We start from the raw sequence: 16,024 nt of genomic DNA on the forward strand, positions 1-16,024 counted from the left end.
CTCGTCATAGGACCGTCACATTGGGCGAAATCGCGGTAATTTCTGGCCGCTAGCCTCAAAGCCATGGCTGCAGACGGGATTTCGCACGCGCACTGTGCGGGCCGTCACATCGTCGTAGTCGGTCATGGCATGGTGGGGCACCGGTTGGTCGAGGCGCTCCGGGCGCGTGACACCGAAGGATTGTGGCGCATTACGGTTTTCGCCGAGGAGGCCGACGCGGCTTACGACCGCGTCGGGCTGACCTCGTACACCGAAAGCTGGGATCGCAAGCTGCTGGCGCTGCCGGGCAACGACTACGCGGGTGACGACCATGTCCGGTTGGTGTTGAACACCCGCGTCACCGAGATCGACCGGGAAGCAAAGTCGGTTGTTACGGCCGACGGACAGCGGCACGGCTACGACGCGTTGGTGTTGGCCACCGGGTCCTACGCGTTCGTCCCGCCGGTGCCCGGCCACGACCTGGCGGCGTGCCACGTTTACCGCACGCTCGACGATCTCGACGCCATCCGGGCCGACGCCCGGCGCACGGTGGAAGCCGGTCGCGCCCCGGCGGGCGTGGTCATCGGTGGCGGCCTGCTGGGGCTGGAAGCCGCTAATGCGCTGCGGCAGTTCGGGTTGCAGACACACGTCGTCGAGATGATGCCACGGTTGATGGCCCAGCAGGTCGACGAGGGCGGCGGCGCGTTGCTGGCCAAGATGGTCGGCGACCTGGGCATCGCGGTGCACGTGGGCACCGGTACCGAGTCGATCGAGTCGATCGATCACCCCGATGGGGTGTCGTCGGTGCGGGTGCGGCTGACCGACGGTGAGGTCATCGACGCCGGGCTGGTCATTTTCGCGGCCGGTATCCGACCGCGCGACGAGCTGGCCGGGGCCGCGGGGCTGACCCTCGCCAAGCGCGGCGGCGTGCTCACCGACTTGGCATGCCGCACAAGTGATCCCGACATTTACGCGGTCGGCGAGGTCGCCGCTATCCAGGGCCGGTGCTATGGCCTGGTGGGGCCCGGTTACACCTCCGCTGAGGTGGTGGCCGACCGCCTGCTGGACGGCGCCGCGGAGTTCGGCGAGGCGGACCTGTCGACCAAGCTGAAGCTGCTCGGCGTCGACGTCGCCAGCTTCGGCGACGCGATGGGCGTGACCGAGAACTGCCTCGTGGTCGCCATCAACGACGCGGTCAAGCAGACCTACGCCAAGCTGGTGCTCTCCGACGACGCGAAGACCCTGCTGGGCGGCGTCCTGGTGGGCGACGCCTCGTCCTACGGGGTGCTGCGGCCGATGGTCGGCGGCGAGCTGCCGGGGGATCCGCTCGCGCTGATAGCCCCGGTTTCCGGCGACGCCCCGGCGTTGGGGATCGGCGCGCTGCCGGATTCGGCGCAGATCTGCTCGTGCAACAACGTCACCAAGGGCGACCTGAAGTGCGCGATCGCCGACGGCTGCGCCGACGTGCCGTCGCTCAAGTCGTGCACCGCGGCCGGCACGTCGTGTGGTTCCTGTGTGCCCCTGCTCAAGCAGCTGCTGGAAGCCGAGGGCGTGGAGCAGTCCAAGGCGCTGTGCGAGCATTTCAGCCAGTCGCGGGCCGAGCTCTTCGAGATCATCTCGGCCACCGAGATCCGCACCTTCTCCGGCCTGCTGGAGCGGTTCGGCCGCGGAAAGGGTTGCGACATCTGCAAACCCGTGGTCGCGTCCATCCTGGCCTCCACCGGCTCGGACCACATCCTCGAGGGTGAGCAGGCCTCGCTGCAGGACTCCAACGACCACTTTTTGGCCAACATCCAGAAGAACGGCAGCTACTCGGTGGTGCCGCGGGTGCCCGGCGGCGACATCAAGCCCGAGCACCTGATCCTGATCGGCCAGATCGCGCAGGACTTCGGCCTCTACACCAAGATCACCGGCGGCCAGCGGATCGACATGTTCGGTGCGCGGGTGGACCAGCTGCCCCAGATCTGGCGGCGGCTGGTCGAGGGCGGCATGGAGTCCGGCCACGCCTACGGCAAGGCGCTGCGCACGGTGAAGAGCTGCGTCGGCACCGACTGGTGCCGTTACGGCCAGCAGGATTCGGTACAGCTGGCCATCGACCTGGAGCTGCGGTATCGGGGCCTGCGGGCACCGCACAAGATCAAGATGGGCGTCTCGGGTTGTGCGCGGGAATGCGCCGAGGCACGCTCCAAGGACGTCGGCGTCATCGCCACCGAAAAGGGCTGGAACCTCTACGTCGGCGGCAACGGCGGCATGACGCCCAAGCACGCCCAGCTGTTGGCCAGCGACCTGGACACCCAGACGCTGGTCCGCTACGTCGACCGGTTCGTCATGTACTACATCCGGACCGCCGACCGGCTGCAGCGCACGGCCCCCTGGGTCGATTCGCTCGACGGCGGTCTCGATCACATGCGGGAGGTCGTGTGCGAAGACTCGCTGGGCCTGGCCGAAGAATTCGAGGCCGCAATGGAGCGGCACGTGCAGAACTACAAGTGTGAATGGAAGGGCGTGCTCGACGACCCGGACAAGCTGTCCCGGTTCGTCTCGTTCGTCAACGCCCCGGGTGCCGTCGATTCGACGGTGGAATTCACCGAGCATGCCGGGCGCAAAATCCCTGTGTCCATTGGAATGCCGAAGATCCGTGCGGGAGCGGGAGAAAAATCATGACACTTCTCAACGACATTGCGGTGTGGACGACGGCCTGCGAGTACGACCGTCTGATCCCGGGTCGCGGGGTCGGGGTTCTGCTCGACGACGGCTCTCAGGCGGCGTTGTTCCGGCTGGACGACGGCTCGGTGTACGCGGTGGGCAACGTCGACCCGATCTCCGGAGCGGCGGTGCTCTCGCGCGGGATCGTGGGAGACCGCGGGGGCCGGGTAACGGTTCAATCGCCGATCCTCAAGCAGGCCTTCTCGCTAGAAGACGGTGCCTGCCTGGACGATCCGACCTTCTCGGTGCCGGTGTATGCGGCACGCGTCACCGCGGACGGGTTCGTCCAGGTCGGTCGGATCACCGCCTAGCGCGTGATATCGCCGACGAGGTAGCGCTGCATCGTCGGGCCGATGGCGTCGACGATGGCGTCGACCGGCATCGAATGCAGCGGCTCCGAACGGATGCCGTAGCGCATGATGCCCAGGCCCACCAGCTGTGAGGCGCACAGCGACGCCCGCATGGCGGCCTTGTCCGCCCCCAGGATCTTCAGCAGGGGTCCGAAGACCGGGCCGATGAACATGCTTTGCACGGTTTCGGCCGTCTTGGCCATCCCCGTGGAAGCTATCGCGCTCGCTGCGAAGGGTCCGCCGCCGGCGGCGTCCCACGTGGTGATCAGCATGCGCAGCGTCTGACGGCCCACCTGGTTGACCCCGCCCGTGACGATCCGGTCGATGAATTCCGGTGTGCCGAACGGCAACCGCAGCATCTTGGCGACCGGATCAAGGAGCCCATGCGACGGCTCTTCGCGACGGGGCATGGTGTCAGGATCGTCGGTATCAGATCAAAGATCAAGCGTGGCCTGTCGTCGGCGCGCCTGTTCGGCCGGTGTCGTCAGGCCGTTCTCAGGCCGCCGAATTCGGCCGCACGACGCGGCCGTGAGCCAACCGCTGCGCGCCCGGTCGGCGCGAAGCGTGGCGGGCGGTGGGGGCGAGGACCGGCGGCATGGCGCGCCGGAATCGGCTGGCGATCAGACGTGCCAGGCCGGGATGGGTGCCCAGCGACTTGCTGACCAGGTCGGCACCGCAGGCCCGCAGCCGCTCCTGGAACAGGCCATCGGCGAGCAGGTAGGACGCGACCACGACACGCGCGTTGCCGCGCGCATGGCGCCTCGCCTCGTCCACCGCTTCGGCCAACGGCGGATCCCCGGTCGCGGCGAACGCGAGGCTCACCCGCGACCCGGTCAGCGCCGACACCAGCGTCGCGGTGGTGTGCAGGTCGGCGCGCGCCCTGACATCCGAGGTGCCCGCTGCCGCGAGAATCACCGAATCGCCGGGGCGCCAACCACATTTGACCAACTGATCGCCGACGATCCGGGCGATGTGGCCACTCGGGCCCAGGGCCGGTGCGACGACGACGTTGGGGTGCCCGCTTTGCTCGATGTGAGCCGGCAGGTCGGCGCGGACGTGATAGCCGCGCGACAGGAACGCCGGCAGCACGATGGCTGGGCGGCCGGTGGCCCGCGCGAGCACCTCGCTGGGAGTGGGGCCCAAGACGTCGACGAACGCGACTTCCACCGGGCGGCCGGCCAGCGAACTCGCCTGCGCGGCAAGCTCTTCGACCATAGCCACGCCTTCCGGCCTGCGGGTGCCGTGCGCTACCAGGATCAGGCTCATGGGGAGTCCGCCCGCTGTTCGGTCGCGAGCCGGTAACCACGTTTGACCACCGTCGCGACGATGTTCTTGTCACCCAGAGCCGTTCGCAGCCGCAGCACGGCGGTGTCGACGGCGTGCGGGTCGTTGCTGTTGCCCGGCAGTGCGCGTAACAGGTCACCGCGGGCGACCACGTCACCCGGACGTTTCGCCAGCGCGCGCAGTATCCCCATGCCGGACGGCGACAGCACCTTGATCGCGCCGTCTACCAGCACGCAGGTGCCGCGAATGTCGACCGTGTGACCGGCCGCCCGCACCGTGCACGAACCCAGTACCGGTAGCTCCTCGGCGACGTGACGGGCCAAGGCGCCCAACCGCATTCGTTCGGGCGACGACGTCGGCACGTTTTTCCGGATCAACGGCTTGGAGGTCACCGGGCCGACGCACATCGCGTGCACGTCACTGCGCAGGGCTGCCAGCAGTTGCTCTTCGACGTCCAGCTCGCGGGCGCGCTCCAGCACCGCCGCGGCCGCGGGGGCCGACGTGAAGGTGACCGCGTCGAACTGCCGCCCCGCGATGCCCATCACGAGCTGATCGAACGTGCCGCCCAACGGCGTTGGCTTCCACCGGTACACCCGCACGGGCACCACCTCGGCCCCCGCCAACCGCAGCCCCCCGAGAAACTCCGGGAAGGGATCCCAAGCGTCGGCGGCGCCGTGCAGCTGGACCGCCACCCGCAGCCCGGCCACCCCCGACTTCTGCAGGTATTCCAGGACTTCCTGCGAGGACTCGGAATCCGGTGACCACTCCTCGTGCAGGCCGGCGGCGCGCAACGCGCCGGTCGCCTTCGGCCCGCGCGACACGACCCGGGAGGACGACAGCGCCGCGATGAGCGGGTTGACCAGCCCCCACCCCTCGGCCGCGGCCAGCCACCCGCGAAAGCCGATGCCGGTGTGTGCGACCAGTATGTCCGGCGGCTCGGCGATCAATGCCTCAGTGTTACGGTGCAGTTCGTCGTCGTCGGGCAGGGCGATCATGTTGATCGCCGGCGCGCTGCACACCTCGGCGCCCTGGCGGCTGAGCAGCGCGCACAGCTCCTCGGAGCGCCGGGCCGACGTCACCGCGATGCGGTAACCCGTCAGCGGCAGGGTGTCGGGCTGGCCCATATCACCTGTGTATGCCTATCAGATTTCCGTTGCGTTACCTGGCAATTGCTTGCGCATTGCCCGCAGTGAGGCCGCGCTCACACGCGGGCCAGCGCGTCTGCCGTCTCACTGTCCGCCGCCCCGGCGGGCAGGACCGGGCGGCGCACGTACGCCATCCACGTGATGATGGCGGCCACGACGTAGGAAGCCAGGAACGCCCAGTATGCCGACGTCTCCGTCCCGGTGGCGAGGTAGGACTGGCGCAGGGCGAGGTTGATGCCCACGCCGCCGAGCGCGCCGACCGCGGAGCAGATGCCGATCAACGATCCCGACTTGGCGCGCGCCCAGTGGCGACGTTCCTCCTCGCTCGTCTTCAGGCCGCGGCTGCGCGCCTCGTAGACCGAGGGGATCAGTTTGAACACCGAACCGTTGCCCATCCCGGACAGGATGAACAACACCAGGAAGCCGGCTACGTAGCCGACCATGCTGGTTGAGCGCGCCCCGGCGTCGCGACCGTCGAAGGCGCTGATGGTGGCTAGCAATCCGGCGCCCAGGGCCATGCCGGCGAGCACGCCGAACGTGACCCGGCTGCCGCCCTTGCGGTCTGCCAGCCGGCCACCGTAGATCCGTGCCAGCGAGCCCAGCAGCGGTCCGACGAAGGCCACCTGCGCGGCGTGCAGGGCCGCATGCTTGGCGCTTTCACCGTTGGCCAGGAAGTTGACCTGCAGCACCTGACCGAAGGCGAAGGCGAACCCGATCCAGGAGCCGAAGGTGCAGACGTAGAGCAGCGAGATCACATAGGTGTCGCGCTCGAAGAGGATCGAGCGCATCGTCTTCAGTTCGGTGCCGTGGCCGACGTTGTCCATGAACAGCACGGCCGCGACACCCACCATCGCCAGCACCACCAGGTACACCGCGCACACCCAGTACGGCGCCTCGTGCCCGGCCGTGGCGAGCACCAGCAGCCCGACCAACTGGATCACCGCCACCCCGAGGTTGCCGACGCCGGCGTTGATCGCCAGCGCCGAGCCCTTGAGCCGCTGGGGGTAGAAGGCGTTGACGTTGGCGAGCGAGGCCGCGTAATTGCCGCCGGCCAGCCCGGTCAGCGCGGCGCACACCACAAAGGGCCACAGCGGCAGGCCGGGATTGGCCAGCAGTACGATCGTGCCGGCCGCCGGGATCAGCAGCACGAACGCCGAGAAGGCGGTCCAGTTGCGGCCGCCGAAAGCGGCGATGCCCAGGGTGTAGGGAATCCGGGCCAGGCCGCCGACCAGGGTGGCGACGGCGCCCAGCAGCAGCTTGTCGCCTGCGGTGAAGCCGTAGACGTGCCCCGGCATGAACAACGCCATGACGGGCCACAGCGTCCACACCGAGAAGGCGACGTGGTCGCCCGCGACGGTGCACAACAGGTTGCGGCGGGCAATCTTGGAGTTGCCGGCCTCCCAGGCCGCCGTGTCTTCTGGATTCCAGTCCGCGATGCGGTGATTGCGGCCCATCCGATCGTCACCTTTCGTCACCGATGAATCCGACTGTGCCGCTTCGGTTTATGCGAGGGAGCCGGCGGCATGCGACTCCCTATTGTCAGGCTCCGCTCACCGGCAGCGGGAACAGATGCGGGCATCGGCGAATGAAGAGGGATGCCCCGCGGTGTATTTCGATGCTCACATTCGGGACGGGAACGGGTCAACTCGAACCGGCCCGAATCGCCTGTAAGTTGATTACCAGTTGTCTGGTAAGTCCCTGTAGGGCCGCAAATGGCGAAATGGCCGCCTATTTCAAGAGATTCGAGCCCGGCGCGGCGTTTATTGTGAGCTGGAATACGTTTCGGTCAGGAAAACGGCCAGCCGGCCGCACCCGACTGCGGATGGGCGCCCGCCAAAACCCTCGGGCGTGACCAGCGCAGGCGCACAGACTGCCCCGGGCGCACCTGGGCGATCTTGTCGATGTCCTCGTCGATCACCACGCCCACCACGGGGTAACCGCCGGTCACCGGGTGGTCGGGCCCCAGGATCACCGGTAACCCATTGGGCGGCACCTGAATTGCGCCGCGGGTGGTTCCCTCACTGGGTAGCTGCCGGTCCAGGTACCGGTGCTGCAGTGGGCGGCCGGCCAACCGCATTCCCACGCGGTCGCTGCGGTCGGATGCCACCCAGTGGTTTTGCACCAGGACATCGGGATCGACGAACCAGTCATCGCGGGGGCCGGGCACCACCGCCAACTCGACCACGTCGCCCGTGATGGCGGCTACCGGGGCCTGGTCCAGTTCGGGGTAGTCGGGGGTGTGCTCGCCGACGGGGAGCTGACCTCCCGCCCGCAGCGGTGCCGGGCCGATCGCCGACATCACGTCGTAGCTGCGCGAGCCCAGCACCGGTTCCACGTCGATCCCGCCCCGCACCGCCAGGTATGTCCGCAACCCGGCGCGCGGCGTCCCCAAGGAGATCACCTCGCCGTCGCGAACATGCTGAATGCTGTTGCTGCCGAACTTCTTTCCGTTGACGGCCGGGTCGGTGTCGGCTCCCGTCACCGCGACGTCGATGTCGCCGCCTCGGACCCGTGCCGCGAAACCGCCGAACATGACTTCGACGGTGGCGCGGTCATCGGGGTTGGCCACCAGCCGGTTCGCCAGTTGGTGCGCTCGGCGGTCGGCGGCCCCCGACCGGCTCACGCCGAGGTGGGCCAGCCCCGGCCGGCCCAGGTCCTGCACGACGGCCAGCGGTCCGGTGCGAAGAATCTCCAGGTTTGGCACGGTGATCTCCTTGCTCAGACGGCCCGGAACTGAACCCACATGCCCTGCGTCAGCAGCGCCGGCTGGGGCCGTCGGAGGTCCCACAGGACCGCGTCGGTGCGGCCGATCAGTTGCCAGCCGCCGGGCGATTGGCGGGGGTAGACCGCGCTGAACTCGCCGGCCAGGCCGACCGAGCCGGCGGGCACCGAGGTGCGTGGCTCCGCGCGGCGGGGCACCCGCAGGCGGGCGTCGCCGTCGACCAGATACGCAAATCCCGGGGCGAACCCGCTGAATCCGACCCGCCACAGGCAGCCGGTGTGGGCGTCGATCACCTGCGCGATGGTCAGCCCGGTGTGGCCGGCGACCTCGGCGAGGTCGGGCCCGTCGTAGACGACGTCGATGACCACATCGGCGCGGCAATCCGGCGCCGCGAGGTCGTCGACGGTCACCCGCATCTTGCGCAGCCGCTGACGGATCACCCCTTGGAAGCGGGGGCCGGCGAGCTTGACCAGAACCGTGCGGGCGGCCGGGACGATGTCGAGGACGCCCGGCAATGCCGCGTCGCGCAACTGCGCCGCCCAGGCCAACACCTCGGCGGTGCTGCCGCATTGCAGCATCAGCGCGCTGTCGCCGTAGTCCAGAACCGTGTTGCCGACCAGTTCCGGCGGCAGGTCCCTGGACACGTTGTCCGTAAGGTCCGTCACGCTCATTACTCGACGGTAACCTCCCCAGCGCGCGCCGGGCGAGGGGCGAGCGACGGATTTTCGAACACTGCCAGAGCTGCCTTAGCAAACGCTCAAACAGCCTGGGGCGGCCGGGATCTAACCGAGGATCTTGGCGAGTTGCGGGGGCAGTTGATCGGCCACCAGGGGGTAGCTCAGCGGCGACGCAAAGGCGATCGCGCCGGCCTGATCCTTGGTGGTGAAGATGTGCCGGTTCTGCGCGGTGGCCTGTGATGCCGCCACGTCGGGGTCGGCGAGCAACGCCTTCTGGTCATCGGGGCTCTCGGTCGTCCAGATGACCACGTCGGCGGAATCGAGCACCGCTTTGACGTGATCGCGGGGGATGACGGCGCGGTGATCGGTGCCGAAAGGCTTGATGCTGTCGGCGATTACCAGCCCCATCTGGTTCAGGAAGTCCGTGCGCCAGCCGGCCATGGTCGCGACGACGGTGCCCTGCCACAGCGTGCCCTGCATCAGCAACGCCTTCTTGCCCGTCCACGCCGGGTGCTCCTTGGCTACCGCGGTGAACTTCTGGTCGACGGCGTCGATCAGCGACTGCATCTGGTCGGCCTGGAACACCGCCTGGCCGATGGTCCTCGCCTGCTCCTTCCACGGCTCGAAGAATGCGTCACCGTCCGACTGCGGCACGGTCGGGGCGATCGCGGAGAGCTTCTGATAGGTATCGGCGTCGACCCCGGCGTTGATGGCCACGATGAGATCCGGCTTGAGGCCCGCGATCTGGTCGACCGGAATGCCGTTGTCGAGGTTCAGCACCACCGGCCGGGCCCCGCCGAGCTTGGGCTGGGCCCACGGCCACACCGCGAACGGCTGGTCACCGAACCAGTCGGTGACGGCGATCGGCACCACCCCGACCGCGAGGAGGTCGTCCTGCTCGGTGTAGCCGGCGCTGACGACGCGCTTGGGCGGTCCCTTGATGACGGTCTGGCCGAAGAGGTGGTTGATGGTGACCGATTTGCCGGGCGAGGTATCCGAACCCGGTTTGCGTGACGAGCACGCCGCCGGAGCCCCGGCGACCGCGGCGGCCGCTGCAGCCCCTGCGAACTGCAAGAATCCCCGTCGATTCCAACGCTGCCGCATCGCGTGAGATTATCGCGTTCCGCGCCCGCGAGGGCATCGCCGCGCGCGCCGGTCAGCCCAGCGGCATGCCGGCGTCCAGGAAGTCCAGTGCCCGGTAGATGGTTTCGGCCGTCTTCGGCGCGCTGTCGAACGCCGCCATCATGGCGCCGACCATCGCGCCGACGAACACCCGGACCTCGAAATCGCCTGCGGGACGGCCGATTCGGCGACCGATGGCCTCCGCCATGACGTTCACCGTGCGGTAGTACTCGTCGTAGAGGGCGGCTTTGAGCTCGGGTATCGAGAAGATCAGCCGCTGGCGGGTGTTCTCGAACTCCAGCTGCTCGGCTGACAGGCCGGCCATCGTGGTGGCGTAGGCCCGCCGGATGGCCGCACTCGGCGACAGTTCGGGCGGCTGGGCCTCGAACGCCGCCAATATCAGCGGGTCGAGGTCGTCGGCGAGCAGCAACGACTCCTTGGATCCGAAATACCGGAAGAACGTGCTGGGCGACACCTCGGCGGCGTCGGCGATCTGTTCGACGGTGGTGGCGGCGTAGCCGTTCGCGTCGAACAGGCGGAACGCCTCGCGCCGAAGTGCGTGACGGGTCTTGATCTTCTTGCGTTCCCGCAGACCCAGGGGCTGGTCAGTCGCCTGCATGCGGCGATTCTCCCGCATTCGGGGGACAAAAAGATCTGACAGGCGGCGAACGGCCGCTGCGAGATCCATGTATCTCCGGCGTAACTGCGCCCACGCAGGCCGGTAACAGTCCGTCCATAGCGTCGGGGCGTGACTACGACGACTTCCATGGAGCCGACGGCTCCGGTCCTGGCGCCCCCGCGCCCGGCCCGGCGGGGCGGGCACTGGATTGACGACTGGCGGCCCGAAGACCCCGCGTTCTGGGAGACCACCGGCAAGCCGATCGCCCGCCGTAACCTGATCTACTCGATCTTCGCCGAGCACGTCGGGTTCAGCGTGTGGATGCTGTGGAGCATCGTGGTGGTCCAGATGACCGCCGGTGCTCACGGGCATCCGTCGGCGTCGGGCTGGTCGCTGACCGCCAGCCAGGCCCTGTGCCTGGTCGCCGTGCCCAGCGGCGTCGGCGCCTTCCTGCGCCTGCCCTACACCTTCGCCGTCCCGCTGTTCGGCGGCCGCAACTGGACGACCATCTCGGCGGCGCTGTTGCTGATCCCGAGCGTCCTGCTGGCCTGGGCTGTCGGCCACCCCGGCCTCTCGTTCGGCGTCCTGGTGGCGATCGCGGCGACCGCCGGCTTCGGCGGCGGCAACTTCGCCTCGTCGATGGCCAACATCTCCTTCTTCTACCCGGAGAAGGACAAGGGCTGGGCGCTGGGCCTGAACGCGGCCGGCGGCAACCTCGGCGTCGCGGTGGTGCAGAAGATCATCCCGCCCGTCGTCGTCGCCGGGGGCGGGGTGGCGCTGTCGCGCGCCGGGCTCTTCTACGTGCCGCTGGCCGTGGTGGCCGCGGTCTGCGCATTCGCGTTCATGAACAACCTGTCCGAGGCTAAGGCCGACGTGACGCCGGTTTGGCAGGCGCTGCGGCACCCCGACACCTGGGTCATGTCGCTGCTCTACATCGGCACGTTCGGATCGTTCATCGGCTACTCGGCGGCCTTCCCGACGCTGCTCAAGACGGTGTTCGGACGCGGCGACATCGCGCTGACCTGGGCCTTCCTCGGCGCCTGCATCGGTTCGGTCATCAGGCCCATGGGCGGCAAGCTGGCCGACCGGATCGGCGGGGCCCGAATCACCGCCGTCAGCTTCGTCTTGCTCGCCGCTGGCGCCGCGGTGGCGCTGTGGTCGGTCCACGCCAAGAGCCTGCCGGTGTTCTTCGCCAGCTTCATGTTCTTGTTCGTCGCCACTGGCATCGGCAACGGCTCTACCTACCGGATGATCTCGCGGATCTTCGTGGTCAAGGGCGAACTCGCTGGCGGCGACCCGGACACCATGGTGCACATGCGCCGCCAGGCCGCGGGTGCGCTGGGCGTCATCTCGTCGATCGGCGCCTTCGGCGGGTTCGTCGTGCCGCTGGCGTATGCCTGGTCGAAGTCGCAGTTCGGCAGCATCGAACCCGCGCTCCGGTTCTACGTGGCGTTCTTCCTCGCGCTGCTGGTCGTCACCTGGCACTGCTACCTGCGCAAGAACAACGCCGTCGCGCGGGCCGGCGTATAGCGGGGCCTCAGCTCGACGGCTTCTGCTTTCCCCCGTATCCGTCCCAGGGGCTGTAGTCGGCGATCAGCTCTTCCTGCGCCGGTCGCTGGTCGACGGGCACGTGCCGCAGGTTGATCCGGATCCGGTACCAGATCGAACTCGGCCCGCGCATGCCGTCGACCAGCACGTCGGCCGGTTGCAGCAGCCCGGACGCGGCCGGGTGGCGGCCGCGCCAGGTGTCCAGCGCGGCCAGCGCCTCGTCCTTGGTCTTGGTGCGGGCGATCTCGATGAGCGGCATCACCGACCGGCGCCGGCCGTCGGGCGTGCCGGACCCCTTCGGCGCACGCTCCGGGGGCCCCATTTCCTCGGCCAGCACCAGCAGCCGGTCGAGCTCACCGACCGCGTCGTCCATCCCCGCCCACGGATCACCCATGGCGGCGAACCGGCCGGGCACGGTGTCGATGGTGAACTCCTCGGGGCGGCGCTCGGTGACTTCGTCCCAGCGCAGCGGCGTGGACACCCGGGCGTCCGGCGTCGCCCGCACCGAGTACGCCGAAGCGACCGTGCGGTCCTTCGCGTTCTGATTGAAGTCGACGAACACCCCTTCGCGCTCCTCCTTCCACCAGCGGCTGGTCGCCGCGTCGGGCACTCGCCGCTCGACCTCGCGGGCCACGGTCTGCGCGGCCAGTCGCACCTGCCGGAACTCCCAGCGCGGGGCGATCCGGGCGTAGATGTGAAAACCGCGCGACCCGGACGTTTTCGGCCAGGCGACCAGGCCGTAGTCCTCCAGCACCTCACGGGCCACCAACGCCACGTCGACGATCCGCCGCCAGGGCACCCCGGGCATCGGGTCCAGGTCGACCCGCAACTCGTCGGGGTGATCGAGGTCATCCGCCAGCACGGGGTGCGGGTTGAGGTCGACGCAACCCAGGTTGATCGCCCACGCCAGGCCGGCCGCGTCGTGGATGACGGCCTCCGCGGCCGACGTGCCCCGCGCGTAGCGCAGCTCGGCGACGTCCACCCAGTCGGGCCGGTTCTTCGGCGCGCGCTTCTGGAACACCGCTTCCTCGGCAATGCCCTTGACGAAGCGCTTCAGGATCATCGGCCGGCCGGCCACGCCGCGCAGCGCCCCCTCGGCCACAGACAGGTAGTAGTGGACCAGGTCGAGCTTGGTGTGCGGCCCCGTGCCGTCGTGGGCTTCGAACACCACCTTGTCGGGATGGGTGATGGTGACGTGACGCCCGGCCACCTCCAGCGACACCGGACCCATGTTCATCATCGTAAGTCGGTGGGTACTTACCCCACGTATTGCGACGGGCGTCACATAGGGTGGGATGCATGCCTAATCTGATTGACCTGCCCGGGCAGGCGGTTGCCAAGGTTCAGCAGTACCTGGAGCGCGGCTCAGCCGAATTGCATTACGTGCGCAAGATCTTCGAAGCGGGCGCCTTCCGGCTGGAGCCACCGCTGAACTACGCCGCGATGGTCAACGACATCTACAAGTGGGGCGAGTTCGGCATGCTGCCCTCGCTGAACGCCCGACGGCATCCCGACCGCGCCGCGTGCATCGACGAAGAGGGCGAGTTCACCTTCGCCGAGCTCGACGAGGCCGCCCATGCGGTGGCGAACGGATTGCGGGACAAGGGCGTCAAGGCCGGCGACGGGGTCGCGATCCTGGCGCGAAACCACCGCTGGTTCCTCATCGCCAACTACGGCGCCGCCCGCGTCGGCGCCCGCATCATCCTGCTCAATAGCGAGTTCTCCGGCCCGCAGATCAAGGAGGTGTCGGAGCGCGAAGGCGCCAAGGTCATCGTCTACGACGACGAGTACACCAAGGCGGTCAGCAAGGCCGAGCCGGAGCTGGGCAAGCTGCGGGCCCTGGGCACCAACCCCGACGCGCACGAGCCGTCCGGGAGCACCGACGAGACGCTCGCCGACCTGATCGCCAAGAGCAGCAAGTCGCCCGCCCCGAAGGCGGACAAGCACGCGTCGATCATCATCCTGACCAGCGGGACCACCGGCACCCCCAAGGGCGCCAACCGCAGCACGCCCCCCACCCTGGCGCCGGTCGGCGGCATCCTGTCACACGTTCCGTTCAAGGCCAACGAGGTGACGTCGCTGCCGGCGCCGATGTTCCACGCGCTGGGCTACCTGCACGCCACCATCGCGATGTTCCTGGGCTCGACGCTGGTGCTGCGGCGCAAATTCAAGCCGCCGCTGGTGCTCGAGGACATCGAGAAGTACAAGGTGACGGCCCTGGTCGTGGTGCCGGTGATGCTGTCGCGAATCCTCGACGCGGTCGAGAAGATGGACAAAAAACCCGACCTGTCCAGCCTGAAGATCGTGTTCATCTCCGGCTCGCAATTGGGCGCCGAGCTGGCCAGCCGCGCGCTGAAGGACCTGGGGCCGGTCATCTACAACATGTACGGCTCGACCGAGATCGCGTTCGCCACCATCGCCGGACCGCAGGACCTGGAGAAGAACCCGGCCACGGTCGGGCCGGTGGTCAAGGGCGTGAAGGTCAAGATCCTCGACGACAACGGCAAGGAACGGCCGCGGGGCGAGGTCGGCCGGATCTTCGTCGGCAACGCGTTCCCGTTCCAGGGCTACACCGGTGGCGGCCACAAGCAGATCATCGACGGCCTGATGTCGTCCGGTGACGTCGGATATTTCGACGAGCACGGCCTGCTGTATGTCAGCGGCCGCGACGACGAGATGATCGTCTCCGGCGGCGAGAACGTCTTCCCGGCCGAGGTCGAGGACCTGATCAGCGGGCACCCGGACGTCGTCGAGGCGACCGCGATCGGCGTCGAGGACAAGGAATGGGGCCACCGGCTGCGCGCCTTCGTCGTGAAGAAGGATGGCTCCGACGTCGACGAGGACACCATCAAGCACTACGTGCGCGACCACCTGGCGCGCTACAAGGTGCCGCGCGAGGTGATCTTCCTCGACGAGCTGCCGCGCAACCCGACCGGCAAGATTCTCAAGCGCGAGCTGCGCGAGATGGAGGTCGACTAGCCGCTTACCCGTCGAGGGTCAGCGCCGGTCTTTGATGGCCCGGGTGATCTGCGCCGCGAGTTTTGGGTCGATCAGAAGTTGGTCGATGAGCGCGCTGAGTACCTCTTGTCCGGTCACCCGGGCGACTCCCAGGCGGTCGGCCGCCTCACGCTGCCAGATGTCCAGCGCCCGGTGGGTGGCCGCGGGGAGGTCGACGGTGCGGCGTGTCCGCTGAACCCGCCCCGCCTGGTTGGCCGCCGGCTGGGCACTCCGCTGGCGGCTCTGCTGGCCGAGCCCGGTGAGGCGCTCGGTCGGCGCGGCGTCTCCCGCCGATGCGGCCGACGGACCGGGGCGAAACGTTCCGCCGCCGGGTCCGATGTGGCTGGGGTTGAAGTTCACTGCGGCGGTCGCCCTCCGATGAGTGGCCAATCAGTAAATCAGCGCTCGAGTGTGTCAATACTGATTCTTCCACCGACGACGGCGCAAGTCCCGCCGCCGGGCGGCGGACGGGGCGGGCCCGCCCGACCCGCGGGCCAACCCAGCTTCTTATAGCAAATTCCTTGGGTTAGCCAATCAACGGCCTATTCGACATAGTCGTGTGTGGGTGACCGACCAGCCCCAACGGAAATCGATATTCTATAGATCAGTCGATGTGCCGATACGCATACGCGCAAGCCAGTATGTCAGTAGACGGGACGTTACCTGCGTCTTTTGGTAGTTCAGTACTGGTCAATGTCCTGATATGCGAGAGTCATCATTTTCGCGTTTGGGAGCATTCATATATTATTCCAGAATGGCTGTTACATAATTCACAGGACAATTCTTGTGTGCATAGATTGTTTGCCTGGAAAATTCTGGCTAACGTTTTGTTTGTCGGCATCAGGTCCTGGAAGGAGCTCCTGCGATGACGGTCC

The 16,024-nt window shown here is 68.1% G+C and carries 14 protein-coding genes; 4 read left to right on the forward strand and 10 right to left on the reverse strand.

Features of this window, described 5'->3' with window-relative positions; all coding sequences use genetic code 11:
• Positions 1–63 precede the first annotated feature (63 nt).
• Positions 64–2,643: a nitrite reductase large subunit NirB gene (gene nirB, locus KXD96_RS05295; protein ID WP_260743395.1), complete on the forward strand. Its 2,580-nt coding sequence runs from the start codon at positions 64–66 to the stop codon at positions 2,641–2,643.
• Positions 2,640–2,996, forward strand: a complete 357-nt coding sequence (gene nirD, locus KXD96_RS05300) for a nitrite reductase small subunit NirD (protein WP_260743397.1) — start codon at positions 2,640–2,642, stop codon at positions 2,994–2,996. Before nirB ends, nirD begins: the two co-directional genes overlap by 4 nt.
• Here the strand turns inward: nirD and KXD96_RS05305 are convergent.
• The 8 genes from KXD96_RS05305 to KXD96_RS05340 all read right to left on the reverse strand — a co-directional run bounded on the left by KXD96_RS05305 (position 2,993) and on the right by KXD96_RS05340 (position 10,604).
• Positions 2,993–3,445 (reverse strand): hypothetical protein, encoded by a 453-nt coding sequence (locus tag KXD96_RS05305; protein WP_260743398.1) that lies wholly within the window; start codon positions 3,443–3,445, stop codon positions 2,993–2,995. The two genes, nirD and KXD96_RS05305, sit on opposite strands and share 4 nt — an antisense overlap.
• Positions 3,446–3,530: 85 nt before the next feature.
• Positions 3,531–4,301 carry a sirohydrochlorin chelatase gene (locus KXD96_RS05310; RefSeq protein ID WP_260743399.1) on the reverse strand — a complete coding sequence of 257 codons (771 nt, stop codon included), beginning with the start codon at positions 4,299–4,301 and terminating at the stop codon, positions 3,531–3,533.
• Positions 4,298–5,443, reverse strand: a complete 1,146-nt coding sequence (locus KXD96_RS05315) for a uroporphyrinogen-III synthase (protein ID WP_260743400.1) — start codon at positions 5,441–5,443, stop codon at positions 4,298–4,300. The genes KXD96_RS05310 and KXD96_RS05315 overlap by 4 nt, the downstream gene beginning before the upstream one ends.
• Before the next feature lie 77 nt (positions 5,444–5,520).
• Complete coding sequence (locus tag KXD96_RS05320) at positions 5,521–6,918, reverse strand: MFS transporter (RefSeq protein WP_260743401.1); 1,398 nt, start codon at positions 6,916–6,918, stop codon at positions 5,521–5,523.
• Positions 6,919–7,250: 332 nt separating this feature from the next.
• A complete protein-coding gene (locus KXD96_RS05325; protein WP_260743402.1) occupies positions 7,251–8,168 on the reverse strand; it encodes a 5-oxoprolinase/urea amidolyase family protein in 918 nt (305 codons plus the stop codon).
• A 14-nt stretch (positions 8,169–8,182) separates the two neighbouring features.
• Positions 8,183–8,857, reverse strand: a complete 675-nt coding sequence (locus KXD96_RS05330) for an allophanate hydrolase subunit 1 (RefSeq protein ID WP_260743404.1) — start codon at positions 8,855–8,857, stop codon at positions 8,183–8,185.
• Between the two features lie 111 nt (positions 8,858–8,968).
• On the reverse strand, positions 8,969–9,967 hold the full coding sequence (locus KXD96_RS05335) for an ABC transporter substrate-binding protein (RefSeq protein WP_260743405.1): 999 nt from the start codon (positions 9,965–9,967) through the stop codon (positions 8,969–8,971).
• Between the two features lie 52 nt (positions 9,968–10,019).
• Positions 10,020–10,604 (reverse strand): TetR family transcriptional regulator, encoded by a 585-nt coding sequence (locus KXD96_RS05340; RefSeq protein WP_260743406.1) that lies wholly within the window; start codon positions 10,602–10,604, stop codon positions 10,020–10,022.
• A 147-nt stretch (positions 10,605–10,751) separates the two neighbouring features.
• On the opposite strand from KXD96_RS05340, the gene KXD96_RS05345 reads away from it, so the two are divergent.
• Positions 10,752–12,134 carry a NarK family nitrate/nitrite MFS transporter gene (locus KXD96_RS05345; protein WP_260745225.1) on the forward strand — a complete coding sequence of 461 codons (1,383 nt, stop codon included), beginning with the start codon at positions 10,752–10,754 and terminating at the stop codon, positions 12,132–12,134.
• Positions 12,135–12,141: 7 nt separating this feature from the next.
• Here KXD96_RS05345 and KXD96_RS05350 read toward each other — a convergent pair whose 3' ends face one another.
• The gene (locus KXD96_RS05350) at positions 12,142–13,392 is read right to left on the reverse strand and encodes a DNA polymerase domain-containing protein (protein WP_396878022.1); all 1,251 of its coding nucleotides are present in this window, start codon (positions 13,390–13,392) and stop codon (positions 12,142–12,144) included.
• Positions 13,393–13,451: 59 nt separating this feature from the next.
• Between KXD96_RS05350 and fadD2 the strand changes: the two genes are divergently transcribed.
• Positions 13,452–15,131 carry a long-chain-fatty-acid--CoA ligase FadD2 gene (gene fadD2, locus KXD96_RS05355; protein ID WP_260743407.1) on the forward strand — a complete coding sequence of 560 codons (1,680 nt, stop codon included), beginning with the start codon at positions 13,452–13,454 and terminating at the stop codon, positions 15,129–15,131.
• A gap of 18 nt (positions 15,132–15,149) precedes the next feature.
• On the opposite strand, the gene KXD96_RS05360 is transcribed toward fadD2, so the two are convergent.
• Positions 15,150–15,509: an ATPase gene (locus KXD96_RS05360; RefSeq protein WP_260743408.1), complete on the reverse strand. Its 360-nt coding sequence runs from the start codon at positions 15,507–15,509 to the stop codon at positions 15,150–15,152.
• Positions 15,510–16,024: the final 515 nt, after the last annotated feature.

The organism is Mycobacterium sp. SMC-2, from assembly GCF_025263485.1.
In the GTDB taxonomy this organism is placed as follows: domain Bacteria; phylum Actinomycetota; class Actinomycetes; order Mycobacteriales; family Mycobacteriaceae; genus Mycobacterium.